This is a genomic window from Bacillus sp. PAMC26543, assembly GCF_014250375.1.
In the GTDB taxonomy this organism is placed as follows: domain Bacteria; phylum Bacillota; class Bacilli; order Bacillales; family Bacillaceae; genus Bacillus; species Bacillus halotolerans.
In genome coordinates, this window is the sequence record NZ_CP060193.1 from 2,534,160 (window position 1) to 2,560,418 (window position 26,259).

The following is a 26,259-nucleotide window of genomic DNA, read 5'->3' on the forward strand; positions in this document are numbered from 1 at the left end:
AAATTTCGCACAGATGGAGAAAAAAACTGAAAAACCGACTATTTTTGTCGTTCAAACGTGACTCTCCACTTGTCTTTTTTGGTTTTCCCTTCGATTTTTGTCAGGCTGCAGCGGCCAAAGCCCCTGATAGAGAGCATATCCCCTTCAGCAACCTGGTAAGAAGGGTCTTCAACAACCTTCCAGTTCACTTTTACGAGACCGTTTTTCACCAGCGTTTGTGATTTCTGGCGTGATTGCCTGCTCATAGAGGCGCAGACCGCGTCAAGCCTTAAAGAAGAAACGGTGTCATCTCTTATTTCGACATCTCGTGCAGGAATTTCAAGGTCTGACAAGTCAATTTTCTCAAGCTTGACTGCAGCTTTTCCGGCTTGGGTAAGCTGAGCCGCAACAAAATCGGCTGTATCAGCTGAGACAATGATTTGCACCGCCGTCTCTGAAAACACTAAATCGCCAAACTTTTGCCGCTTCAGACCGATTCCCATTAACGAACCAAGGAGAGACCGGTGATCAACCGTCACAAATTTTTCAGCATAGCGAACGTCAAACGCCTGAAGCTCAAAATCCGATTCTTCCGGCGTAATGTACTCAGGATATAAAATGGCCCGTTTTCGCTCCGCTCTGTCATAGCCGCCGGAAAAAGCCAGTCCTACATCTGCCTGTCCCGTGACCGCAGCGAGAATGACCTGCTCCCGGGGATCTAAAAAGTCGGTCAGCTTCATCCGGTACTGCTCCTGGACAATTCTTTTCCATTCGAGCGCCTGATCGATAAAGGCACGCTCTTCTTTTCTGAAGTGCTGATAAATATCGCTCATCGTCTTTCCCTTCTATGTAAAGAGGCTTGGCTGCTGCCAAGCCCCCTATCAAACTGTCACCTTAAAACGCAATCATGCGATAAAGCCCCCACAAGCCGGTTGTTGCAAACCGCAGCACCAGAATGGCCACGATTGGCGAGATATCCAGCATTGCAATTGGAGGGATGATTTTTCTGAATGGCTCGAGGTATGGTTCACAGATCGACGCTAAAAACCGTCCGACTGCTGTTTCCCTCGTACTCGGCACCCATGACATAAAAATATATATGATCAGGGCAAATGAGTATATTGTAATTAATAAGCTTAAAACCGAAAAAACTTGATAAAGGATCATCTCGCTTTACCACCTCTGATCGTCTTCAGATATGAGCTCAGAAATTGTGCCTGAAACATCTACGTTGTCAGGCGTGCATAGGAAAATATCTGAACCGATTCTTTGGATATCGCCGCCAATGGCATAAACGGTGCCGCTTAAAAAGTCAACAATCCGTTTCGCCTGGTCATGCTGTATCCGCTGAAGATTGACGACAACTGCCCGCCTGTTCTTCAGATGGTCGGCTATTTCCTGCGCCTCCGCATAAACGCGCGGCTCACTCAACACCACTTTAGAGGATTTCTGAACACTTTGCAAGCTTACTACATTCTGTTTGGCTGCTGGTTTACCAGCATTATAAGCAGGTTTTTCTTTTTGTTCCTGTTCTTCATGAGAATCCCGCTCAGTTTCAATATATTCGTATTCGTATTCTTCTTCATCCATTGAGAAAAAGTTTTTCAGTTTATTTTTCATACTCATTGCTGTACACCCCCTGTTTCATTTCCGACTAACGATGAGCCGATTCTAATATAAGTAGCCCCTTCTTCAATCGCGATTTCAAAATCATTTGACATGCCCATCGACAGTTCTGTACATGGAGCGTTCGGCTGTTTCAGCTCTTGAACCTGATCACGAAGTTCTCTAAGCGTTCGGAAACAGCTTCTAATCTCATCTTGGTCATCAGTCAGTGGAGCCATTGTCATCAGTCCGGCCACAACAATGTTGTCAAAGCCGGAAAGCTCCTGTATGAATGGTATCACTTCTTCTTTATTCATGCCGTGTTTAGAGGGCTCAAGCGAGGTATTGACCTGCACAAAGCATTGGACAGCACCTTCAGCCCGTTTTTCAATTTCTTTCGCTAATGAAAGCCGGTCCAGGGAATGAATATAGGAAACAGAATTGACGACAGCTTTTACTTTTCTTGATTGAAGGCTGCCGATAAAATGCCATTCCGGATTTCCTTTAATGATTTCCTGTTTGCGAAGCAGTTCGGCGTCCCGGTTCTCTCCGAGGCACGTGATGCCCGCATCGACCGCCTCCTGTGCTCTTTCAGGCGACACATATTTTGTGACTGCAATAACCGTAACTTCATCGGATCTGCGGCCCGATCTGTTACATGCTTCGTTTATTCGTTCGTTTATATGTCGTAAATGATCAACAACACGCAAGATCTTTTATGCCTCCTTCATTCCGATAAAGGACATCATCCGTCCTGTTTTCCCCTGATCTCGCCGATGGGAAAAGAAAAGTGACGGCTCACTTTCCGTACATAAACCGCTGACAGAAATCTGCTCATTTGCCAAACCGCTGTCAATCAGTATGAGTCGGTTCAGCTCTTTCAGGTCAAGCTGATACTGCCCCTGCCCCGTCTGATTCACGGCGCGATCTGCTGAAAACGGCAATGCGCGGACAGCATTCATCACACGGTCATCTACCGTATAGCACGCACCGCAGATAGACGGTCCGACAACAGCGTATATATCAGAAAGCTTCGAGCCCTCCTGTTCGGTCCATTGCTTCACCATTTCTCTGCCAATCTGTTTGACCGTGCCTTTCCATCCGGCATGAGCGATCCCGACAAGCGATTTCACCGGATCGAAAAAGAATAGGGGCACACAATCAGCAAAGCATAATGCCAAAAATACATTTTTATCATTTGTATAGAGCCCGTCTGTTGCTTTAAAAGCTGAGTGATACTCACGGGCGCCTTTTCCCCTATCCCTCTGCGTCACTTTTTGGACGCGATTGTCGTGTGTCTGGTCAGCAAATACCCAAGACTGCAAATCAATATTAAACATATCGGCTATATATTCACGATTTTTAACCACATCTGCATCTTTGTCATGAACGTGCAATCCTGTATTTAACGACTCAAAAGGTTTTTGACTGACACCGCCGTTTTTCGTAGTAAATCCGGCAATGACTTCTGCATCGTTTTGATTCGTTTGTTTCCAGTCTTGTATCATGAGTGTCGAGGGGGTGGTGAGACTGAATGGGTGATATGTATTCATGATGATCCAACCTTTCGACAAACATTTATAAGGCGTAATTTCCCACTTATTTTACCACATCTTTCTGCATTCGTTTAGCGCCGATTTACATATTTCATAAATGAAATGTGCCGGAAGAGTTCAGACTTCCGGCATTTGACAATCAGCGGCAAAAAAGCAGGTTAAGCGTGGGATTCACTTAATCGGACTAAAATGACATCTTCTCCGATTTTAACTATATTTCGCCAAGGAATGACCATTTCCTCTTCCTTTCCAAAAAAACCGAGAACTTTTCCATTTCCCCCTAGTATAATCGCCTGAATTTTTCCTGTGGTGACATTGATATCAATATCACCGATGCTCCCTAATTTTTTTCCGTTAGAGACATTGACGACATCCTTTACTTGAAATTCTGAAATGCTGATCATCCCATCACGTCCTTTTTCGGTCCTTTTTTCTAGTATATGAACGGGCGGGCTGAACCTTGTCAGCAAGGAGAAATTTTCATGATCATTGTTCTTTTTTGCGGCTGCACCATCTTATGATGAACGTGAGCATGATTTTCGTATAATTTACGAGCTGCTCAATCGATACCTCTTCATTAACGGCATGAGCATTATATAAATCGCCCGGTCCGTATATTACGCTTGGAATACCGGCATGATAAAGCCATCCCCCATCGGTTACGGTTTGAGATACGTCAATGACCGGGCGTTCCCGTTTGATCTCCTCGTGTGACGCCGTAAGGGCTAAAACGCCGGGATGAGCCGGATCAACTTCCAAGGCCGGAAAAATTTCTCCTCTTTCTTCAATCATTGAAGAGCCTCCCCATTTGAAGACAGGACGGTTTTCCCTCAGCCAAATATCACTGTCACTCAGCCTGTTGATGTAATCTTCTATTTCAGCAGCCACTTCTTCATGCGTTTCATTGGGATAAAAATGGACGGTAATCCATAATCGGCACTCATCCGCTATAAAGGCCGCATGTCTGCCTCCTTCTATAACAGCGGGATTAATTGTGTTTGTACCGGGGGCAAAGCCGGGATAACGTTTCATAATGGCCCAATGTCGCTCCAGCTCACCGAGTCCAGAAATGATTTTTGCCATTTTTTCGATTGCGCTCGCCCCGAAGGTTCCTCCGCCAGCGTGGATCATATTCCGTCTTGTTCCATCGTGAAACGTTTGACTGCTTTTCATTTCGATCCAGCCTGTAATCACTCCGCCTTGACCTTGAATATGCATATCGCTCGTATCCGCCACAACTGCAAAGTCTGCGTGATAGCCCTTTTTGCAGCATTCAAGCGTGCCGGCCTCTCCGACTTCCTCCCCGATGACCGATTGCAGAATCAAATCGCCCGGGAGCTCAACGCCCGCTTCACGAATCAGCTTTAAAGCAAACAGCACACAGGCCATTCCGCCTTTCATATCTGAAGCGCCCCGGCCGATTAAGAAACCGTTTTTCTCACTGGGACAAAATGGGTCATGCACCCAGTCCTCGCCCTCTTTTACCTCTGCCACATCGACATGCCCATTGATGATTAAACTTTGATAGGCGGCTGAATTTGTTCCTTTTAAAACACCCACAACATTGGGATCTCCTGGATAAACGTCCCATTTGTCGATAGAAAATCCCCGTTCAAGCAAAAACTGTGCAATCCATGTTTGGATGCTGTCTGTATTTCTCGCAGGCGGCGCCGGTGTTTTAAAAGAAATCAGCGTTTTCGCAAGCTCAATGAGCTCGTCCTTTTGTTCTTCAGCACTTTTCAGTAAAGATTCTACTTGATCAATCATGTTATCCGCTCCTATTTTTAATAGAAAAAAGCCGTTTCATATTCATGAAACGGCTTAATAAAGAAAGCAGAGTGCAAGCTGCTGCATTCTCCGCTTTTTTCACCGCTTCCCTCCGCTGGTATGATCCAGATCAGGTCAATAAGGGTTGAGACCAGCGTCTCTCTCAGCTTCGAAAGCACCCCCAGGATGAATCGTATGTTGTTATGCATTTGTCACCGGCTCAGCTCTTGTTAAAAACGGACGATCCTGATTCCATAATACACGGATCGGCGTATCAAAAAAAGAAGAAAGTGATTCGTCTGTCAGCATGTCTTTCATTTGTCCTGACCTAAAGACTTCTCCCTTTTTTAACAAGAGGGCTTTATCAAAAATCGGCAAAATTTCTTCCGCATGATGCGTAACATAAAGAATAGACGGCGCATTTTCCCTGCTTGCAATGTGCGTAATCGTATCTAACAGTTTTTCCCGGGCAATAAAATCAAGTCCTGTAACTGGTTCGTCCAGTATAAGCAGCTCCGGATCAGCCATTAGCGCTCTTGCGATTAAAGCTCTTTGTTTCTCTCCTTGAGAAAGAGTTTCGTAGCGGCGGTCGGCATAATCAATGGCTCCTAAGTCCTCGAGCAGGGCAATCGCTTTTTCTCTGATTTCCGCACTTGGTGTTTCATACAAGCCAATCGAAGCATATGCCCCGCTCAGAGCAATTTCAAAAGCTGAATCTGCCGGATACAATTTTTGCTGAAGCCCCGCTGAGACAAGGCCAATTTTTCGTCTGAGTTTATCTCCCAGCTCCGTTTTTCCGAATACATGACCAAGCACCTGCATCTCGCCTGCTGTCGGAAAATAGTAAGAGCATAACATATTTAACAGCGCGGTCTTCCCAGCTCCGTTTAATCCGTAAAGCACCCAATTCTCCTTTTCTTCTACTTTCCAATGAATATCCTTTAGTATCCATTTTCCATTCCGTTTTAGTGAGACATTGTCAAGCTGCAAAATCATTGTGGTCCTCCTCTTTCCAAGCCAAAGAATTATTTTAATTTTCACAAAACTGTGTACGGACTAGGATACCTTACTTTTTCGAAAACGTAAACCGCTCGTTTCCAAATAGAAAAGCCTTTAAAACAGAAATTGTTTTAAAGGCTTTCGGCGTGCATGCTATTGATGAATATTCTTATTCATTTGTTTGATTGCTGCCTTTTCCAGTCTGGACACCTGTGCCTGGGAAATGCCGATTTCTTCAGCTACTTCCATTTGCGTTTTTCCTTGGAAGAACCGTTTTCTTAAAATCATTTTTTCCCTCTCGTTCAGTCTTCTCATGCCCTCTTTCAAAGCCAGCTCTTCAATCCATTGTGTATCTTTGTTGCGTTCATCACTGATTTGATCCATGACATAAATCGGATCTCCGCCGTCATTGTAGATCGGTTCAAAAAGAGATACCGGATCTTGAATGGCGTCGAGTGCGAACACGATTTCTTCATGCGGTACTTCAAGAACTTTGGCGATATCCTCTGCCGTCGGCTCCTTGCTTGTCTCACTGATTAACCGCTCTCTTACCTGAAGTGCCTTATATGCGATATCCCTGAGTGATCTCGAGACACGTATCGGGTTATTATCGCGCAAATACCTGCGGATTTCTCCGATAATCATAGGTACAGCGTATGTTGAAAACTTAACATTGTGGCTTAGATCAAAATTATCAATGGATTTCATTAGTCCGATACAGCCGACTTGAAATAAGTCATCAACATACTCCCCTCTGTTATTAAATCTTTGAATGACACTTAAGACAAGACGCAAGTTCCCGTTTACAAGCTTTTCTCTGGCTGAATCATCACCTTCGTCCTGCAATTGCCTAAACAGCTTTCTCATCTCTTCATTCTTGAGTACGGGTAATTTGGAGGTATCCACCCCGCAGATTTCGACTTTATTTCTCGACACTTTTTTCCCTCCCTACAGGAGCTGCTGTACAACGTTAAGTATCTCCTCGGGTGGGAAAAATATGCACTGCACTCAAACCGAAAAATAGTCATAATTGGGAAATCCTTGTAGAATCAAGGGATTAAGCCGCAAAAATTTTTTACACCATTTTGTTGAATTCTTTTCGCAATCTTTTAATGATTCTTTTTTCCAGACGGGAAATATAGGATTGGGAAATCCCCATCATATCCGCAACATCCTTTTGGGTCTTTTCCTCTTCGCCGACGAGCCCAAAACGCAGTTCCATGATTTGTTTCTCCCTCTCATTTAACTGTTCGAGCGCTTTTTTTAGAAGCTTTTTATCCACATTTGCTTCAATGTCCTTTGTGATGATGTCGTCATCCGTGCCCAGCACATCAGAAAGCAGAAGCTCATTGCCGTCCCAATCAATATTAAGCGGTTCATCAAAAGAAACTTCTGAACGGATTTTGTTGTTTCTCCTTAAATACATCAGGATTTCATTCTCGATACAGCGAGAGGCATATGTAGCCAGCTTGATTTTCTTTTCCGGATTGAAGGTATTCACAGCTTTGATTAATCCAATGGTGCCGATGCTGATTAAATCTTCAATATTAATTCCCGTGTTTTCAAATTTCCGTGCGATATAGACGACAAGCCGCAGGTTGCGTTCGATCAAAATAGCGCGGGCCGCCTGGTCGCCGCTTGGGAGCTTCATTAATAGAACCTGCTCCTCGTCTTTTGATAATGGCGGCGGCAAAGCTTCACTCCCGCCTATGTAATACACTTCATCGCTTTTTAAGCCCAGTTTCATCAGCAGCTTATACCAGAGGTGCGTCAACCGCAATTTAAGTTTTTTCATCTTCCTCTCCCTTCTAAATGTCACGTCTTATGAGTATGATAAGTAACGGACATTTGCGAACATTAGGATACGTGCTTAATGGCCTTTCCGGACAGCATTTTCGGATGAATAATCGCATCAAAATCTCCATCTGCCGACAGCTTTGACGTGCTGATGCCGATTAAGCATTTATCCGCGGCAATCATTTCATCTTTTGTCATAATCGTTACATGATCCGGTTTGATACATAATAAAAATTGATGCTGCTGGCCTACTCCCCGATATGGGATCAGCCTCATTTTATCTAAAAAACGAAACGAATCATCAAGCTGTTCAATCGCTTCCATCGGGTCTGCACTTCGGATAATCACCGTTTCAGCCTCTCCGAAAATTGGTTCAAGCTTATCAATGTGAAGAATCATGACCGGCGTTTTTGTGAGCGGATCATACAGCTGGTTGCCGGAATCCACCAGGCCTCTTGCGTGCAGTGTTTGGCCGCCCAGGTCCGCCTGTACCCTGACTCGTTCCTCATATTGAATGTTTTTTGTTTCAATATCTTCGATTCTTCTCTTGGAAAAAAACCATAACGCTGGAAAGCCAGCCACGATAAACATCCAGCTGATCGGGTCGCCAAATCCGGTTTGATTGGTGATCATGACACCGTTTCTGACAATAGAGTTTGACTGCAGCAATGAATGTGCTCCGATTATTCCCCCTCCCATTAGAAAAGTAGCAAAATAAAAGGAAAACAAATTTTGAAAGAAATAGCGAAACCGCTTAAAACCGAATGTCACGAGCACAATGACAACCGAAAAAGCGAGCTTTCCGGCCGGGTTCTCAACGATCGGCGAGAAAGGAGTAAACATCAAAAGGACAATACTTGACCCGATAAACGCGCCGCCTATCAATCTTCTTTTTTTCACATGGCGTTTCAAAATAAAAGCCGTCAGTAAAAGCAACAGTGCGTCAAAACAAAAGTTTAACAGCCAAATGACATCTAAATAGATTTTCACACCTGACCCCTTTCTTTCTTGCATCACGCTGTTCCCCTTCTTGTTTCATAAGTATAAAGCAAGCTCTGTGGGAAAGTCTGTCAATTAATGTTGAGAGGCCCATACAATTTTTCAGGGATAACTGCTTAATTTGTCGAGGGAATAAATGAAAGTATATAGAAAAAAAGCTGCCAAGAGCGGCAGCTTTCTTACACTTACTTTTCAGTATTGATATAAAGTTTTCCATTCGCTGTTTTTCTGGTTTCATTGCCGTAACCGTCTCGAACGATAACCTCTACTTTAGCTCCGTTTGCTTTAATAGAAGAAGTTGCTGTCCAGTAGCCTTCATATCGTCCCGGAGAAATTTCTCTTAACGGCAGCTCGGTAGCGTTTTGTACATTCGCTCTTGCATTTGTGAGCGGCAGGCGAATGACAAACGTTGCATCTGCGCCTTTCGCGCTTGAAAAAGCGATTTTGACCGATTCACCGGCTTTTAAAGTTTTGTCCTCACCAGGAATCAGTCCAGTAATGACTGGCTGGTCAAAATTCACATCAATGACAGCTTTTTTCGTCGTTTTGTTGCCTGCTAAGTCAGTGGCTGTCACCTTTACTTCGTTGCTTCCGTTTTCCAAAAGGATACGGGCAGAGTAGGAACCGTCTGTGACCGTTGCTTTTTTGCCATTAACCTTTACTTCTTTCAAGTTGTCATCTGAAACAGTGCCTTTAACAGTCAGCGTTTCTTTATTGATTTTCTCGCCATTCTTTGGATTGTCAAGCGTCAGTTCAGGCTTTTCTTGATCAAGTGTGACCGTGACAGGACTTGAAGCATCTGTCGTTCCGGAGTCTGTTGATGCAGCCGCTGTCAGCTTGTTTTCCCCTTTGCTGAGTGAAACTCCTGCCTCGAACGTGCCATCTGCGGCAGTTTTCGTTTCTCCTGCTTCTTTATCACCATTATAAAGGGTTACAGTCGTCCCCGGAGATGCCTTTCCTTTTACCGTGACGTTCTCCTTATTGGTGTATGATTTATCTTCAGGAGAAGTAATATCAGGTACGGCAGCTTCATAATCGACTAACGCGCGAATCATATAGTTGCCGTCTTCTTTATCTCCTTTTTGCCATGCTCCGTTAACATACTGCCAGTTGCGATCTGAGTACTGCCCGGTTTCATCCATTGCCAAGCCTGGTGAATATGGATCAGGTTTTGACTGGATATATACAAGATAAAAGTCTTTATCGACCATAATCCCCTTCGAGCTGAGATCGACTTTCGTCCATTCGCCATTACGAAGAGCTTCCGCGTTATATGGTCCCGCAATTTTTTTGCCGGGTGCTCCATCTTTCCCTGTAGCATCGTAAACCTCGACCTTAAACTCTGTGCCGCCAGGATCAGGGAACTCCGTATCCCAGAATCTGAATAGCCCTCCTGTCAGCATGCCTTTTTCCTTGCCGTCAGCAAGTGACATTTTAACCGCCCAGCCGTTTCCGGCCGCGAAATAGGAATTTGCATTCTCCGCTGTTCCGTCATCGTATCCGATCTCGCCCGGATATCCGACGAAAGGCTTCAGCACAGTTTCTTTTGTGATATCACCTTTTAAATCAACAGAAAATTCATCACTGTAATAGCCCGGTGCAGCCACTTTAATGGTGTAAGAGCCCTCGTAGGCCTCAAGTGTATATTCTCCTTTGTCGTTTGTAGTTGCCGGTTCAACAGCGGCATCCTCGATAACATAGACGGAAGCGCCTTTTACCGGCTCTCCTGTTGTTTTATTGATGACAGTGCCTTTTAATGTGCCTTTCTTTATTTCTTCTAACGTAAAATTAGCTTGGGTTGTCTGATCTGCCTGCAAAGACACTTTTTGCGTTTTTGATTGATAGCCGTAAGCTTCTGCCATAAGCGTGTAGTCTCCTGCTTTATGCGTCAGCTTGTACTGTCCGGTTGATTGATCTGAATAGGTTGATTTTCCTGTTTCAACCACACTGACCTGTGCTCTGAGCGGCAATGCTTGCGGCTGCATATCAGCACTATGTTTTGTTTTGGCAGCTGTATTTGTTGATGGCTTAGCCTTTTTTGGGTTAACCGCTTTTTTCTTTTGCTTTTCTGCCGGTTTTTGTACGCCCAGCTTATTCTTTTTGGCTGTTTTCCCGGAAGATTTGTCTGAAAGCTGAACATCATCAACGTACCAGCCCTCTTTTGCAATGCTTTCATCAGACTGAAGGTTAAACATCACTCGAATGTTTTGGCCTCTGTATGCGGATAAATTAATTTCTTCGCTGGTCCAGTTTGAAGTCTTTCCGTTATAGACCCCTGCCTGCTCCCAATTCGTTTCGCCTTCCGGTAAAACAAAAACGTAGCCATAATCAAAATCATTTTCCAGGTTGTGCCAGCTTTTAAATTGAAGAAACAGGCCGCCTGAATCAGGCACGTCAATTGGAGGCATAGTGAGATTCATATTCGCTCCATTGGCATAATTTCCAGTCAGGTTTGTCCCATATACTTTTTCTCCTGATGCAGCTGCATTAGGGCCTGATTCCGGAACTCCCCACTCCCAGTTATTATTTGTTCCGCTCGTAAGCCAGCCGCCTGGTTCTGTTTCAAAATCCTGCCTGTATCCAACAGTGATGCTAGGTTTCACGGATACATCATATATGTCAGACTCGACAACATGGCCGCCAAAATCCTGAATGATCCACTTATAGCTTAATGCGGTCCCCTTTATATTTGGGATTTTCGCCTGGTACGTTCCTTTCAGATGATCTCCGCTGATTCGTTTAGCTTTGACCTCGTTCCATTCGCCTTGATCCAGCTTATAGGACAATTTCACGGATGTCACACTCACATTGTCTTCAGCTGTCAAGGTAAGCGGAAGGCTGGCACCTTCATAAGCTTCATTTACTTTCTCATGCTGAAAGCCAGGCTGCTCGTCATCTTCCCCATCGACAGAAACTTGCCCTTCAGCTTTTCCTAAACCGTCTGTAACCGCTGATACGGCATCAAAAGCGTTCACCAAACCATGACCGTATCCGTTATTCGGAGAGTCAGGGAATGTAGAATCCGTTAATGGCTCAGCCGTGCTTGTCAATATATCCTCCATCTCATCGACAGAAAGTGAGGCGTCTGCCTGCTTCAATAGCGCAGCAACAGCAGAAACATGCGGTCCTGCCATCGACGTGCCATCCCAACCGTCTTCATATGTCTGGCCGGGAACTGAAGACCGGATGTTTACGCCTGGAGCAGAAATTTCCGGCTTTGTTTCATCGTATGGCGACGGTCCCTGGAGTGAAAAATCGCCAAGCTTTTTGTTAATATCAGTCGCTCCTGTCGCAAACGCTTCCGGATAATTGGCAGGATTCGCAATAGAACCAGGTCCTCCCGGGTTAAAGAGGTCCGCATTTCCCGCAGAGAATTCCGGGAAAATGTCGGCCGCCCGCCAGGCATTGACCATATCTCTGTACCATTCATCAAGACCGGAGCCCCCGCCCCAAGAATTATTGACGACATCCGGAGCCATTTCTGGATGAGGGTTGCCCTCTGCGTCCTTTGGAGCTAAAATCCATTCACCAGCCTCCAAAATGTCAGCGTCTGTCCCGCCATCTTCAGAAAACGCCTTAACAGCAATCCATTTTGCACCAGGTGCGACACCAATTTGATTCGTGCCATCAGGCTCAGAACCAACCATTGTACCTGTTACATGAGTACCGTGATCAAGATCATCATATGGACTGGACTCGTTCGCTACAGCATCAAACCAGTTCATGTCATGATCAGGCTCATTGGGGCTTTCCGGATGATACCCGCGATATTTTTCTTTTAATGCAGGATGTTCCCATTCAACCCCGGTATCAATGGAGGCGACAACCGTACCCGTTCCGTCATAGCCAAGCTCCCAAGCCTTCGGTGCGTCTATTTGGTCTACATTCCATTCTACACCGTCAGTTGCTTTTATCGCTTTTTGTGCTTTTTTCATATTGAATGGGGAAGCGGATGACTTAAAAAGCTGCCGCTTTTCATTCGGAAGCACTTTTTCTACTTCAGGGAACTGCGCCACTTTCTCCATGACTTCTTTTGAAGCATGTACAGCAATTCCATTTACCACATAATAGGAGTGAATATCATCGGCGTTCCCTTTATTTTTCTGGCTGTTTAAGTATTTCAAGACGTCTTTCTGAGCTTCATCAGCTGTCACTTTTAACGAAGACACGACGGCCGAACGCTTTTGATATTCCGTTTTAGCAGCGGTCAGCTTTTTAGATTTCGCTTTTTTGACAGCTGATTTTGCTGCTTTTTGGGTGTCAGCTTGATCTTTAAATTTGATCAGAAAGGTAGTTTTTTCTTCTTTTTTAAAGCTTTTCTTTAATGAGCTGGAAATCTTATTTTGAATCGATTCAGAAGATTGAAGCTCCTGTTTTACAGAAGAAGCAGCACCTTTGCTGCTTGCCCCGGCTGCACCCGGAAACAGCAGTGAACTGACGACAATTGTACTCAAAACAGAACTGATCAGTCTGTTTTTCGTTTGTTTCCTCATTTTTCATCCCCCTTTTTTAAACCACTTTGTAAAAAAATGTCGTCCCTCCTTTAACATTCAATTTGTTTGTCAAAGCTTCGCTGTACGTTAACTGTAGACAATCTCAATTACAGATATTGTCGTTTTCTGTCATCTTATTTCCATATAAATGAAAATGATAATATGGTCATGAAATATCAGTAGGTATAATAGGTTGATTTGTTGTTATGTGTAGGAAGACATAGTGCAAAAGGCATAAGGGATGAATGGAAATGGTTGAGGAAAAAATAAAAAAAGGACAAAATCGAAAACGATTTTGTCCTTTCAATTAGCCGCGTTTATTGCGGTTTCTTAAGAATGTCGGAATATCTAGCGTATCGTCAGCCGGCTGTGAGGTTTGACGGCTGACTGTGTTTTGATGCTGTGGTTCCTCTCGTTTCGGCTCACGTTTTGGAGCACTCTGATTATGTGATTTGATGTTCTGGTTTAATGATGGACGCTGGGGTTTCGTAACATCTTTCTCCTGTTCGATAAAACCAGTGGCAATCACAGTAACCACAATCTCGTCTTTAAGATTTTCGTTAATAACAGAACCGAAAATCATGTTTACATCCTGATCAGATGCAGAAGCGACAATGTCTGCTGCTTCCTGAACTTCATAAAGGCTTAGATTTGTTCCGCCAGTAATGTTCATTAAGACGCCTTGCGCGCCGTCAATTGCTGCTTCAAGAAGCGGACTGGAAATGGCTTTTTTCGCAGCTTCTGCAGCACGGTTTTCTCCAGTCGCAATACCAATACCCATTAAAGCAGATCCTTTGTTTGACATGATCGTTTTCACATCAGCAAAGTCTAGGTTAATGAGACCAGGAGTAGCGATCAGGTCAGAAATACCTTGAACCCCCTGACGGAGTACGTTATCAGCTTCACGGAATGCTTCAAGCATCGGCGTGTTTTTATCAACAATTTCAAGAATACGGTCGTTCGGGATCACAATCAGCGTGTCCACCGCTTCTTTCATTGCAGAAATTCCGCCCGCCGCCTGCAGCTGTCTTTTGCGACCTTCGAACGTAAACGGTCTTGTAACGACTCCGACTGTTAATGCTCCTAAATCTTTTGCGATTTGCGCAATAACCGGTGCGGCACCTGTTCCTGTTCCGCCTCCCATACCAGCTGTTACGAATACCATGTCAGCGCCTTTTAGCGCTTCTTCAATCTGCTCCTTGCTTTCCTCTGCGGCTTTTTTCCCGACTTCCGGATTCGCACCTGCTCCCAATCCTCTAGTCAGCTTTGCGCCGATTTGCATTTTCACTTCCGCTTTTGACAGGTTAAGAGCTTGAGCGTCCGTATTTACCGCGATGTACTCTACTCCTTGCACTTCATTCTCAATCATTCGGTTGACCGCGTTGTTACCGCCGCCTCCTACTCCGATTACTTTAATTGATGCTAAGCCGTCTATGTTTGTTTCGAACTCCAACATGCTAAATCCTCCTAATCTGCCGAATGACTATCTATCTATTCCCAAAACATGCTTAATAGTTTTTTCATTTTGCTCTGTTTGTTATGTTCGGCTTGTGTTTTTTGTTTTCCTTTTGGCCGTTGCTGCATCTCATTTTGGTGATGATGCTGCTCTTGTTCCTCTGCTGATGAGACGGCGATTTCCTGTATCGCTTCTTCAGGCATCTTGAAGCCAATTTTTCTGCCTTGAATTCTTGCATTCCGGCAGGCGAATTGAATCATGCCAACTGCCGTCATATACTGAGGATCTCTTACACCGATATAATTCGGGCTCGCCACTCTGACATTGTTTTGCAGCACATCCTGCGCTAGTGACATGATACCAGGCATTGCTGCTTGCCCCCCTGTCAGCACGAAGCCTCCCGGCAGATCGCTAATTCCCATATTGCGAAGTTCTTCTGAAGCAATCTCAAGAATTTCTTCGACTCTTGCTTCAATGATATTCGCTGCTTCCTGCTGTGTAAATGTTTGTTTTTGATTGGTGCCTATAACGGTTACCTCAAATACTTCATCTTCTGAAGCCTCGTTATAGTAGGCATGTCCAAATTGTTTTTTCACACGTTCCGCTTCTTCTGTGGACGTTCTCAATCCGATGGAGATATCTTTGGTGATATTTTCGCCTCCGAGAGGAATGACACGGGTAGAAGTCAGGTGTCCGTTCTGGAACACGGCAATGGTGGTTGACCCTCCGCCTATATCAATGAGAGCCACACCGAGATTTTTCTCATCCTTTGACAAAGCAGCAGAACCGGCTGCCAGCGGCTGTAGACAAATATCAGTTATTTCAACACCGGCTCTTTCAACGCAGCGAAGCAAGTTATGTAATATTGTTTTTGAACCGGTGATCAGTGTGCCCTCTACTTCTAAACGCACACCTAGCATTTTTTTCGGGTCGGTAATTTCATCTCTTCCATCTACGATAAATTGTTTAGGAATGACGTCGACTATCAGCTGTTCATGCGGTATTGAAACAACCTGAGCCGCTTCCATGACGCGGCGGACATCTTCTACTTGAATTTCTTTATTTTCACTGGAAACTGCTACAACACCGTTTGTATCTTGAATATTGATATAATTTCCATTAACGCCGACAATAGCTTTTCTAAGCGGAAAACCTACCATTCTTTCAGCTTGGTCAAACGCTTTTCTTATAGAATGAACGGTCTCATCTATATCAACGATTGAGCCTTTTTTCAACCCTTCAGACGGTACATTTCCCACACCGATAATATTTAGGGAATCATCTGTCATTTCTCCGACGATCACTTTTGTATTGGACGTACCGATGTCAAGACTGACGTAAAGTTCATTGTTGTTCATTCTATGGCACCTCCTCACATTTCGATCATTTCTATTCTATTATTTGCGGAACAACAATACAATGAATGTGGCTTTACAAGTGTGTAACAAAAAATAACAACGGAATATTCCTTATGTGCTTTTCACATTTTATGTTTATTGAAAATATTCGTTATATCCTATGTATATCCTCTTTTATATCACATTTTTTTTATTTTTTTTAGAAAGAGTCCACTTTGTTAGTAGATTTCTTCTTATAACGGCTATATTCTGAAATAACCTGACTCCAAATGCGAATATACCTGCTAAATACAAGTCTACACCAAGATGGACTCCCAGAAAAGCTAAACTTATTGCCAATATAATATTAAAAAAGAAACCGGAAACAAATACCATTTCATCATATGTACCTTGTAAATGCGCCCTGATTCCGCCGATTAGAGTATCAAGTGCAGCAAGCACCGCAAGTGATAAATAATTTGAGTATTCACTCGGTATCGTTAAGTTTGTCATCAATCCGATCGTTATTCCGAGCACGAGTCCAAGCACGGGCAGCCACATGACAATTCTCCTCCCTTTTAGTCTTTCAGCGGTTTTAGCTGTTGTACGTCCACTGCTCTGTCATAAGCTTTTAAAGTCAGGCTGCTGTCAGATTTACCTGCTTTTAACGCTACATTTTCAGAAGCAAAGATATCCTCTAAATCGGACCCCTTTACCCTGCTGTACAGCTTGTCCGGATCTTCAGCAAGCACTTTTACTGTTAAAGGATAATCATCAAGGCTGTATCCGTCTATTTTTGTTGTGCCGTTTATGTCCCGTATCACTGAAGAATTCACAACTCTTCGCTCATTTATTGAGATATGCTCAGCACCATAGGAGTTGAGTTCATTGATCAGCTTCTTTAGTAAATCCGGCGGTGGATTTTTGATCGCCTCTCCAGTTACGCTTTCAGAAAAAAGCGGAGAAAGGGTGATGACAATTCCGCTACCTGTTATATCGGTCATGCCGGCTGTTTTTTTTAAGGTTTGTAATGTATTATTGAGCGCTGTTTCTTTTGTCAATTCTTTGTTTTGTGTATAGGTATTCAGCAATTTATCATACTTTTTAATTTCAGCCAGCAGCTCTTCCTGCTTCTTCTGCTCTGATGTAAGCTCTTCTCTTATATCCCACATATCTCTTGTATCTCGGACTTGTGGATGCTTTAAAGAATTAAATTGAACAGATATCATAAGGCCGAATATAACCATAAGCACGCTGATGCTAATGAAGGAACGCTTTATTTTCAATCACTTCACCCGCTTTTCCAGTCATTCCTTCGTTTTCAGAATGGGTTCCATTTGTACATTTTTCTTTTTTTCTGCAGTAACAGAAATATGATCCATAGAAAGCTGATCGATCAGGCCTCCTGCTATATTTAACGAAGGAAGCAGGACATCAGGATCTCCGATGGCAGAAACGACAAACGGGGCGGGGTGCTGCACCCCGTCTACCGTTACGACCGGCCCGTTGCACTTGATGTAGGAATCATGGGTCAGCCGCTGGCCGTTGACGGAGACGGCTGCCGCACCAGATATATACAGTTCATTTATGACTTGAAAGAGATGGCTTTCGTGAACGATGTAGCTGTTCACGTTCTCTCCTTCCGGTATGTAAGAAGCATCTTCCAAAGTCACTTGAACGCCCTCTCCTTGTACACCGACTTCCCCAATATACATTCTGTACTTTTCTACATCTTCCAGGACGTTATAGTATTCTGTTTTTTCGTTCTTCAGCTTATTTTCAGTCTGACGGACTTTGTTCTGCTTTTGATACAGTTCTTTTTCAAGGTCCTTGTTTTCTTTCTCTTGTTTCAGCAGTTCATCCCGCAGGGCATATTCTTTTTTCCATTCTTCCGTCTCTGTCATGCTTTTGTGGTTTTCTCTTGTCGTCTGAAAAGAAAAAGAAATTAAAAAGCCGGCGATAAGCATAATCAAAGAAAGAAGGACGGCTGATTTGCCCCTCAATTTTCATCTTCCTTTTTGGCAGACGAATCGCTTTTTCCAAACTCCTCAAAATAGGTTGCAACTTCTAAATGAATAATCCCTTTTTTACTGCCGCTGAGCTGTGAAATAATAGAAGGATACGTTTTCATTCGGTCTGCAAAGGTTTTGATGGATGCAGTGACGACATACCCGTCGTTCATATATAATTTAATCCGGTTTTGATCCATTTTGACAGGAGTATAATACACTTCTGAAATCGATTGTTTTATAGAATTTGACAAAGCATCGAGCTGCTTGGCCATCTGAACACGTTTTTTAGCGTCTGTCCAATTCACCAAAATTGGTCCCGCATCATCCGGCGTTACTTCGTCTGGCAAAACTGAACCGTTTTCAAGGACTTCATAATACACATTGTCTTTTTCTAAATAAGCAATCGCTTTATATTCTTCGATCGCAATGTTGATTTTATTAGGAAGGGATTTGCTGATTTCTGCTTTTTTTACTAATTTATTTTGCTGAATCTTTTTTGCTGTTTTTTTCTTATCCAGACTCCAAAATTCAGTATCTCCGCTTTTGATATCGGAAAGATCAATAATTTCCTTTTTGGAAACATTCTCATTGCCGGTAACAGAGATTGATGAAATTTTACTGATCGGTGTCTGCAGATACACGATGATCAGCACCATCATAAAAAAGAGCATAATAAATGAAATAAGCCGGCGGTTTGCCTTCTGTTTTCTCTGCTCTTTAATTTTAGGGATCCGTTCTTCAATATTTACGATTTTTTCTCGGTCATGCCCCGGATTCATTGCCTGTTCACCTCATTCAAATGAAACAGCCTTAAAAGTCTGCCTATTCCAAAACAAACGGCATACTATGATGCCGTTTGTCGTTTGCTTACAGTATATCATATGAACAGCTTCAGTTCAGAACTTGAATCAGCGATTTTCACCGATGATTTCAACCTCTGTGTGCATCTCAATCTCGTATTTTTCACGGATCATCTTTTTCACATGGTCGATCAGATCAAGCACATCTTTTGCTGATGCTCCGCCCGCATTGACGATAAAGTTCCCGTGCATTTCCGATATTTTCGCACCGCCGATTTGATATCCTTTTAAGCCTGCTTTTTCCACTAGATTGCCGGCATGGTTCGGAAGCGGGTTTCTGAATATGCTTCCTGCACAAGGGCTTGAATACGGCTGTGTATTCTTTCTGTAGTCTTTATTGCTTTGCATTTGCTGAACGATTGATTCTTTATCCTTTTGTTCAAGCTGCAGAACGGCTTCAAGACAAACACCAGGACGTTTCTTTTGCAATACGGACGTTCTGTAGGTGAATTCCATCTCCTCATTTGTCAGCCACTCGATCGTGCCGTCTTCAAATAAAATATGCGCTTTGACAAGGATCTTACTCATATCAGACCCGTGAGCGCCTGCATTCATATAGACAGCCCCTCCAACGGATCCCGGAATTCCGGCAGCGAATTCTAATCCCGACAAGCCTTTTTTGCTCAACGATGTAGCAAGACGCACGACTGAATAACCGCCACCGACAGTGACTTGTTCCCCGTCAAGCTCCAAGTGGTCAAGACCCGCGCCCAGCTTGATGACCACGCCTCTGATTCCTTCATCTAATACAAGAAGGTTTGACCCGCGGCCGATGACTGTCCACTTTACTTCATATTTTTTCACAACATCCATGATGTTCTTGACAGCATCTACACTGCTTGGAATGACCAATACATCCGCAGGACCGCCGATTTTCATTGTTGTATGATTTGCGAGCGGTTCATTTGCAAGCACCTTGCCGACTTCGCGTTCTTTTAATTCTTGTATCACTTTCTCCATCGTAAACCTCCGCATTCCATTTGCTTTTCTATTATTTTTTCAAATCTTCGAGTACGCTGTATAAACGGGCAGCCGCATCAGGAACACCGAGTGACTTTGTCCGTTCGCTCATATCCTTTAATGTTTGTTCATCGAGCACAATCCGGTCAAGCGCTTCAATCAGCTTTTCCCCGCTGAGTTCTGTTTCTTTCAACACAATCGCAGCATCATGCTGACCGAGAGATCGCGCATTGACCTCCTGGTGATTCGCCGTTACGTACGGACTTGGAATCAGCACACTTGGGATTCCTAGTGCCGTAATTTCCGCAATGGTCGTCGCACCCGCTCTTGCTACAATCACATCAATTGCCTTTAAATATTCTGGCATCTGATGGAGAAACGGTTTTGTGACCATATTGTCAGCTGCACCCTTGTTTTTCAGCTCAGTCATTACTTTCTCATAGTGAACCTCGCCCGTAATATACAGTACTTGATACGCTCTTGATTTCAGCGCATCCTGCATATCAATGACCGCTTGGTTAATCGGTGCGGCGCCTCTGCTTCCGCCGAAGATTAATACGGTTTTTTTCTCTTCAGAGAGTCCGAATTCAGCCATTGAGCGGCCCGTCTTTATTGAGACGACCTCAGAGGCTCTCGGGTTTCCCGTAAATACAACTTTCTCACTTGGAAAATGTGATTTTGCTTCCTCAAAACATATTGCTACTTTATTAACATATTTTGAAAGAAACTTATTGGTGATGCCCGGCAGGCTGTTTTGTTCATGAACGATACTCGGAATCCCCATTTTTGCAGCAGCGTATACAACCGGCCCGCACACATAACCGCCCGTTCCAATCACGGCATCCGGCTTAAATTCCGCTAAATACGATTTGCTTTTTTTAACGCCCTTTAGAAAACGCATCACCGTTTTTACGTTTTCAAATGAAAGCTTTCTTTTAAAACCTGTAATTTCAATGGAACGAAACGGTATATTTTCCCGTTCTACAATTTTTTTCTCTAATCCGTTTTCTGTTCCGATATATAAAAATTCCGTATCAGGATGGCGGCGCTGCACCTCTTTGATAAAGGCAAGCGCAGGATAAATGTGTCCCCCTGTGCCGCCTCCGCTTATTGCAATTCGCATAACTCTTCCCCCAGTCTCAGTTTCTCTATAACATAACGATAACCCTGTTTTTATGGACAGGGTTATCGCTTCAATTGTTTCCCAGCTTCCTGTTTCATAGGATCGCTTTACTAATAAAATTCATTAATACCTCGAGTACCGGCTCACGTTCAGCAGCACGCCGACAGCCATCAGCATCAGGGTCAACGATGAACCTCCGTAGCTCAGAAACGGCAGCGTGATGCCAGTTACCGGAATAAGGCCCGTCACAACGCCGATATTGATCATAACTTGGATTGCGATCATTGAAATAATCCCCACAGCGACAAAGCTGCCATATAGATCTGGTGCACCGAGCGCGATCCTGATTCCTCTCCACAGCAGCACGCTGAACAGAAGCAAAATAAGCGACCCGCCGATAAACCCAAGCTCCTCTGACAAGATGGCGAAAATAAAGTCCGTTTGCGGTTCGGGCAGATAAAAGAATTTCTGTCTGCTTTGGCCAAGCCCCATTCCGAACAATCCGCCAGGCCCTACCGCATAAAGCGATTGAATGATTTGAAAGCCGCTGCCAAGCGGATCTTCCCACGGATTTAAGTAAGAGGTAATCCGTTTAATCCGGTATGGAGCCGACAGTACCAGCCCGACAAATCCGCTCAGGCCGATCAGCCCGAGAAAGACGAAATGGGCGATTCGCGCACCGGCTACAAAAATCATGACAATACAAGTACCGACCATTACCGTTCCTGTTCCGAGGTCAGGCTGGCACATAATAATCAAAAATGCGGAAAACACGATGCCGAGCGCCGGGACAAATCCACGTCTGAATGATGTAATGTTTTTTTGCTTTTCAGAGAGAAATTTAGCAAGGAATGCTATCATCGCAAGCTTCATAAACTCTGAAGGCTGTATGCTGAATGCACCGACTCCGATCCAGCTTCTTGAGCCGTTCCGCACCATGCCTACGCCTGGTATTAAAACAAGCACCAGCAAGAAAAAACAGATAACCATCAGCAATTTAGACCATGTCCGCCATGTCCAATAATCAACATTCATAATAAAGAACATGGCAATAACTCCGATGCCCGCAAACAGCAGCTGCCGTTTCGCGAAAAAGAATGAGTCGTCAAATTTATAATCCGCCCATACCGCACTCGCACTGTACACCATAATTAATCCAATTGTTAATAATAATAACGTAATGATGACCAATAACAAATCAGGCGATGTTTTTTTAGTAGTCAAATCAATCGACACCCCAAGCTTAAAGTCATTAGGGCTGCCGATTTCTCCAAGACAAGCCCTTACTTAAGCATATGCACGGCGTCTATAAACATGTCACCGCGTTCTTCAAATGTTTTGAATTGATCCCAACTCGCACACGCAGGTGAAAGCAGAATGACATCTCCTTCATTTGAGAGCGCAAACGCCGCAGATACTGCTTGTTCAACATTATCGACACGTTTGACATGTTGTATTCCCAGCTCATTTCCGAGCTGTTCAAGTTTCGGTGCTGTCTGTCCGAATGTAAGCACCGCTTTGACATGCTTCATGTAAGGCTTTAAGTCATCAAAGCCGTTTCCGCGATCCAGTCCGCCTGCAAGCAGAATGACAGGTTTTTCAAAAGCCGAAAGCGCCTTGCTTGTCGCCAAAACGTTTGTTGCTTTGCTGTCATTATAAAACTTACGGTTCTTCACCGTTGTGACATACTGGAGACGGTGCTTGACGCCGGTAAAGCTTGTCAGCACTTTTTTGATGGCCTCGTTGGACGCTCCAGCCGTTTTCACTGCCGCAATCGCGGCTAAAATGTTCTCCAGATTATGCGCACCTGGCAGCACAACCTCTTCCAGAGGAAGAATAGCTTCGCCGCTGTACATAATCATGCCGTCTTTTACATAAGCGCCGTGTTCAAGCTGTTTGTGTACTGAAAAAGGAACAATTCCGGCTTCTCCGGCTTCAGCCAGGCGCACGACTGTTTCATCATCCTGATTGACAATTGCTTTATCTGAAGCTTTCTGATGCAGATACACTTTCTGTTTCGCTTTTTCATAGTTTTCTCTCGTATGATGATAATCCAGATGGGCATCAAACACGTTTAAAATCAGGCTGATTTCAGGCCTGAAGTCGTGCGTTCCCATCAGCTGAAATGACGAAAGTTCCGTTACGATCCATTCATCTCCATCAGCGTGATAGGCAACCTCACTTGCGACTGTACCGATGTTTCCGGCGATCAGCGCCTTTTGAGAGTCTGCCTTCAGCATTTCATAAATCAGCGTTGTCGTTGTCGTTTTTCCGTTCGATCCGGTAATCCCGATAAATTTGGCATTAGTCAGATGGTAGGCAAGCTCAATTTCTGTCCAAATCGGGATGCCTCTTTTTTCTGCTTCCTGAACCATAATATTTTCATATGGAATTCCCGGGTTTTTGATCAGTACAGTAATCTGATGCTGATCAAACAGAGAAACAGGGTGCTCTCCGCAGACAACTTCGACCCCTTTTTCAGAAAGTTTCTGGGCTGGTTCGTTCTCATCAAAAGGCTTTTGGTCGTTGACTGTAACATAAACACCTTTTTCATGAAGAATAGACGCCGCCGCAAACCCGCTTTTCGCGAGCCCAAGGACTAAAAAATGCTGATTTTGCAAAAATAGATCGTTTTCCACTTATAACCACACCTCGATGTAAATTCCTAATACGGCAAGCAAAAGTCCCGCAGCCCAAAATGTTACAACAACTCTCCATTCAGACCACCCGACAAGCTCATAATGGTGGTGAAGCGGACTCATTTTAAAGATTCGTTTACCTGTCGTTTTAAAGCTGATGACCTGCAGAATAACGGATAATGTCTCAATGACGAATACACCGCCGATAATGACCAGCAGGATTTCTAATTTCGTTAAAATGGCAATGGTGACGATTGCTCCTCCCAATGCAAGTGATCCTGTATCTCCCATAAACACTTTGGCTGGATGCGCATTGAATACCAGGAAGCCCAGCACCGCTCCGACAACCGCGACTGAGAAAATAGCAACATCATATTGGGATTGATTCCAAGCCAGGATGGCAAAGGCGCCAAAAGCAATAGCTGCCGTCCCTGATAATAAACCGTCAAGACCGTCAGTCAGGTTGACGGCGTTTGATCCGCCGACAAGCATAAATAGCACAAGGATAAAGTAAGCCCATCCAAGATCAATTGACAGATCAGTCCCAGGAATGCGGATATCCGTCGCAAAATTGTAGTAATGATACACCGCATAAAACACAATTGCGATGATAATTTGTCCGATCAGTTTTTGCTTTGACGTCAGACCAAGATTTCGTTTCATTACGACTTTGATGTAATCATCCAAAAAGCCGAGTAAACCGTAACCGATCGTGACAAACAGCAGCAGGAACATTTCCGGACTTATTTCTGAAAACTTCTGTGTCATCACAATAGTTGTCACAATGATAGACAGTATGATCATGACTCCGCCCATTGTCGGTGTCCCTGATTTTTTCTGGTGTGATTTCGGTCCCTCTTCTCTAATACTCTGGCCGAATTTTAATCTTCTTAAAAACGGAATAAGAATCGGAGAGAGCAGAACACTGATTAAAAAACCCATTAAAATTGTAAACAGAATGACTTGCTCAAGCATTGTCCTTTTCTCCTCCTGTTTCTTTCAAACGACATACGTAGTTATCATATTCATGATTTTTTTCCATATGAAAAATCTTTTCAAGCTCCATCATTCAATAACATCTCTTTCCTATGAATTCGTCTTATTTTTATTCAGTTCGACAATCGCTCTTGCCGCCACTTCGGCATCGTCAAAGTCAAAGGTTTCGTTCCCAATCTGCTGATAGGTTTCATGGCCTTTCCCGGCAATGAGGACAACGTCGCCTTTTTTGGCGTTGGCAATGGCAAAGAAGATCGCCTGCTCGCGATTTGCAATGCTGTGGTAGTATTCGTTCTCTACCCCTGCTTCCATATCTCTTAAAATGGCACGCGGATCTTCGCTTCTTGGATTATCTGAAGTGAAAATCGGTTCGTCAGCCAGCTCAACAGCGATTTTCGCCATTTTCGGGCGTTTCGTCTTATCTCTGTCTCCGCCGCAGCCGACAACAACAAAAAGCTTTCCTTCCGCCATGTCTCTGCATGTCTTCAGCACGTTTTCAAGGCTGTCCGGCGTATGCGCGTAATCAACAATAACCGGAAACTCCTGCTGCTGATTAACCAGTTCAAAACGGCCTCTTACGCCATGCAATTCTTCCACAGCTTCTGTAATGGTTTCAAACGGAATGCCTGCCGCAATACATGTCGTAACAGCCGCGAGCACGTTATACACGTTAAACTGTCCAACGAGAGACATCGTGATGTGCTTAGTGCCTTTGTTCGTCACCAGTTCAAAACTTGTGCCCTGTGCAGTAGTTTTGATATCTTTCGCCATTACATCAGCATTGTTTTTAATTCCATATGTAGAAATATGTGCTGCAGTCACCTTTTCAAAATAAGCGCTTGCCTCATCATCCGCGTTTAAAACAGCCCGTTTTGGATTTTCATGGTTGAATGCCCCGCCAAGCTGAGAAAACAGCAGGCTTTTTGCCTGTCGGTACTCATCCATCGTTTTGTGATAGTCAAGGTGATCCTGTGTTAAGTTCGTAAACACGGCAATGTCATAATCACAGCCGTGAACCCGTCCCAGTGACAAAGCGTGAGAAGAAACCTCCATGATGGCCGTGTCGACATGCTTGTCATTCATTTTTTTAAATGTTTGCTGCAACGTGACGCTTTCCGGTGTCGTGTTTTTAACAGGAAGTGTTTCGTCATCGATTTTAATGTACATCGTGCCGATTAAGCCTGTTCGTTTCCCCGCTTTTTTGAGAATCTCATCAACCATATGGGTCGTTGATGTTTTTCCGTTTGTGCCCGTTATTCCGATCAGCTGCAGTTTCTTTGTCGGCTGTCCGTAAAACGCATCAGACAAAACGCTGAGCGCCCGCAGTGACTGCCGGACAATGATGACAGGCACATCCACATCGAGCTCCTTTTCAGCCACAATAGCCGCTGCGCCGTTTTCAACTGCTTTTTGCGCAAAATCATGGCCATCTACCGTATACCCTTTTACACATACAAAAAGACTCCCTTTCTTTACTTCCCTGGAGTCCATCTCAATTGAAGTTATTTCAGGGTCTTGTGAGTCATTTACAGAAGGTTCGGTTGTTAAGTATGTAAGCAGCTTTGTAAGTTTCATCGTATCAAACCTCTCAACATTCTATTCGTTCTTTTTATCATTGAAGTCACATCAAATGATGTGATAATGACTTTTAAGCATACAGTTCATATTTTAGCGTAAAAAA

Annotated in this window: 24 protein-coding genes and 1 riboswitch; all 24 genes read right to left on the bottom strand. The window is 44.0% G+C overall.

Features of this window, described 5'->3' with window-relative positions:
* Positions 1 to 38: 38 nt before the first annotated feature.
* Complete coding sequence (locus H7F27_RS12665) at positions 39 to 812, bottom strand: YlmH family RNA-binding protein (protein WP_095713801.1); 774 nt, start codon at positions 810 to 812, stop codon at positions 39 to 41.
* Positions 813 to 873: 61 nt separating this feature from the next.
* Positions 874 to 1,146 carry a YggT family protein gene (locus H7F27_RS12670; RefSeq protein ID WP_003221463.1) on the bottom strand — a complete coding sequence of 91 codons (273 nt, stop codon included), beginning with the start codon at positions 1,144 to 1,146 and terminating at the stop codon, positions 874 to 876.
* Between the two features lie 6 nt (positions 1,147 to 1,152).
* Entirely contained in the window at positions 1,153 to 1,605 is a 453-nt protein-coding gene (sepF, locus tag H7F27_RS12675; protein ID WP_024121333.1) for a cell division protein SepF, read from the bottom strand.
* On the bottom strand, positions 1,602 to 2,294 hold the full coding sequence (locus H7F27_RS12680) for a YggS family pyridoxal phosphate-dependent enzyme (RefSeq protein ID WP_024121332.1): 693 nt from the start codon (positions 2,292 to 2,294) through the stop codon (positions 1,602 to 1,604). The genes sepF and H7F27_RS12680 overlap by 4 nt, the downstream gene beginning before the upstream one ends.
* A 6-nt stretch (positions 2,295 to 2,300) precedes the next feature.
* A complete protein-coding gene (gene pgeF, locus H7F27_RS12685; protein ID WP_095713799.1) occupies positions 2,301 to 3,137 on the bottom strand; it encodes a peptidoglycan editing factor PgeF in 837 nt (278 codons plus the stop codon).
* Between the two features lie 161 nt (positions 3,138 to 3,298).
* Complete coding sequence (locus H7F27_RS12690) at positions 3,299 to 3,544, bottom strand: YlmC/YmxH family sporulation protein (RefSeq protein ID WP_010334173.1); 246 nt, start codon at positions 3,542 to 3,544, stop codon at positions 3,299 to 3,301.
* 82 nt (positions 3,545 to 3,626) lie between these two features.
* Positions 3,627 to 4,907, bottom strand: coding sequence for an acetylornithine deacetylase (locus tag H7F27_RS12695; protein ID WP_185847982.1), 1,281 nt, complete (start codon positions 4,905 to 4,907; stop codon positions 3,627 to 3,629).
* Between the two features lie 90 nt (positions 4,908 to 4,997).
* A riboswitch (TPP riboswitch) is annotated at positions 4,998 to 5,100 on the bottom strand.
* Positions 5,101 to 5,108: 8 nt separating this feature from the next.
* Positions 5,109 to 5,903, bottom strand: a complete 795-nt coding sequence (locus H7F27_RS12700) for an ABC transporter ATP-binding protein (protein WP_024121328.1) — start codon at positions 5,901 to 5,903, stop codon at positions 5,109 to 5,111.
* A gap of 156 nt (positions 5,904 to 6,059) precedes the next feature.
* Positions 6,060 to 6,842 carry an RNA polymerase sporulation sigma factor SigG gene (sigG, locus tag H7F27_RS12705; protein ID WP_010334169.1) on the bottom strand — a complete coding sequence of 261 codons (783 nt, stop codon included), beginning with the start codon at positions 6,840 to 6,842 and terminating at the stop codon, positions 6,060 to 6,062.
* A 139-nt stretch (positions 6,843 to 6,981) separates the two neighbouring features.
* A complete protein-coding gene (gene sigE / locus H7F27_RS12710) occupies positions 6,982 to 7,701 on the bottom strand; it encodes an RNA polymerase sporulation sigma factor SigE (RefSeq protein ID WP_024121327.1) in 720 nt (239 codons plus the stop codon).
* A 62-nt stretch (positions 7,702 to 7,763) separates the two neighbouring features.
* Positions 7,764 to 8,693 (bottom strand): sigma-E processing peptidase SpoIIGA, encoded by a 930-nt coding sequence (gene spoIIGA / locus H7F27_RS12715; RefSeq protein WP_024121326.1) that lies wholly within the window; start codon positions 8,691 to 8,693, stop codon positions 7,764 to 7,766.
* A 194-nt stretch (positions 8,694 to 8,887) separates the two neighbouring features.
* Positions 8,888 to 13,195: a S8 family peptidase gene (locus tag H7F27_RS12720; protein WP_185847983.1), complete on the bottom strand. Its 4,308-nt coding sequence runs from the start codon at positions 13,193 to 13,195 to the stop codon at positions 8,888 to 8,890.
* A gap of 307 nt (positions 13,196 to 13,502) precedes the next feature.
* The gene (gene ftsZ, locus H7F27_RS12725) at positions 13,503 to 14,651 is read right to left on the bottom strand and encodes a cell division protein FtsZ (protein WP_024121324.1); all 1,149 of its coding nucleotides are present in this window, start codon (positions 14,649 to 14,651) and stop codon (positions 13,503 to 13,505) included.
* Positions 14,652 to 14,686: 35 nt separating this feature from the next.
* Positions 14,687 to 16,009: a cell division protein FtsA gene (ftsA, locus tag H7F27_RS12730; protein ID WP_024121323.1), complete on the bottom strand. Its 1,323-nt coding sequence runs from the start codon at positions 16,007 to 16,009 to the stop codon at positions 14,687 to 14,689.
* A 174-nt stretch (positions 16,010 to 16,183) separates the two neighbouring features.
* Positions 16,184 to 16,549, bottom strand: coding sequence for a small basic family protein (locus H7F27_RS12735; RefSeq protein ID WP_010334164.1), 366 nt, complete (start codon positions 16,547 to 16,549; stop codon positions 16,184 to 16,186).
* Positions 16,550 to 16,566: 17 nt separating this feature from the next.
* Positions 16,567 to 17,274, bottom strand: a complete 708-nt coding sequence (locus H7F27_RS12740) for a DUF881 domain-containing protein (RefSeq protein ID WP_095713794.1) — start codon at positions 17,272 to 17,274, stop codon at positions 16,567 to 16,569.
* Positions 17,275 to 17,295: 21 nt separating this feature from the next.
* The gene (locus tag H7F27_RS12745; protein ID WP_059292825.1) at positions 17,296 to 17,991 is read right to left on the bottom strand and encodes a DUF881 domain-containing protein; all 696 of its coding nucleotides are present in this window, start codon (positions 17,989 to 17,991) and stop codon (positions 17,296 to 17,298) included.
* Positions 17,988 to 18,779, bottom strand: coding sequence for a cell division protein FtsQ/DivIB (locus H7F27_RS12750; RefSeq protein ID WP_024121318.1), 792 nt, complete (start codon positions 18,777 to 18,779; stop codon positions 17,988 to 17,990). Before H7F27_RS12750 ends, H7F27_RS12745 begins: the two co-directional genes overlap by 4 nt.
* A 129-nt stretch (positions 18,780 to 18,908) precedes the next feature.
* Positions 18,909 to 19,820: a UDP-N-acetylmuramate dehydrogenase gene (gene murB / locus H7F27_RS12755; protein WP_185847984.1), complete on the bottom strand. Its 912-nt coding sequence runs from the start codon at positions 19,818 to 19,820 to the stop codon at positions 18,909 to 18,911.
* Positions 19,821 to 19,851: 31 nt separating this feature from the next.
* Positions 19,852 to 20,943, bottom strand: a complete 1,092-nt coding sequence (murG, locus tag H7F27_RS12760; protein ID WP_024121316.1) for an undecaprenyldiphospho-muramoylpentapeptide beta-N-acetylglucosaminyltransferase — start codon at positions 20,941 to 20,943, stop codon at positions 19,852 to 19,854.
* A 123-nt stretch (positions 20,944 to 21,066) separates the two neighbouring features.
* Positions 21,067 to 22,167: a stage V sporulation protein E gene (gene spoVE / locus H7F27_RS12765; RefSeq protein WP_003221421.1), complete on the bottom strand. Its 1,101-nt coding sequence runs from the start codon at positions 22,165 to 22,167 to the stop codon at positions 21,067 to 21,069.
* Between the two features lie 59 nt (positions 22,168 to 22,226).
* Positions 22,227 to 23,582 (bottom strand): UDP-N-acetylmuramoyl-L-alanine--D-glutamate ligase, encoded by a 1,356-nt coding sequence (gene murD, locus H7F27_RS12770; protein ID WP_024121315.1) that lies wholly within the window; start codon positions 23,580 to 23,582, stop codon positions 22,227 to 22,229.
* Positions 23,583 to 24,557: a phospho-N-acetylmuramoyl-pentapeptide-transferase gene (gene mraY, locus H7F27_RS12775; protein ID WP_185847985.1), complete on the bottom strand. Its 975-nt coding sequence runs from the start codon at positions 24,555 to 24,557 to the stop codon at positions 23,583 to 23,585. It abuts the gene before it with no gap.
* A gap of 111 nt (positions 24,558 to 24,668) precedes the next feature.
* Positions 24,669 to 26,153, bottom strand: coding sequence for a UDP-N-acetylmuramoyl-L-alanyl-D-glutamate--2,6-diaminopimelate ligase (locus H7F27_RS12780; protein WP_024121312.1), 1,485 nt, complete (start codon positions 26,151 to 26,153; stop codon positions 24,669 to 24,671).
* Positions 26,154 to 26,259: the final 106 nt, after the last annotated feature.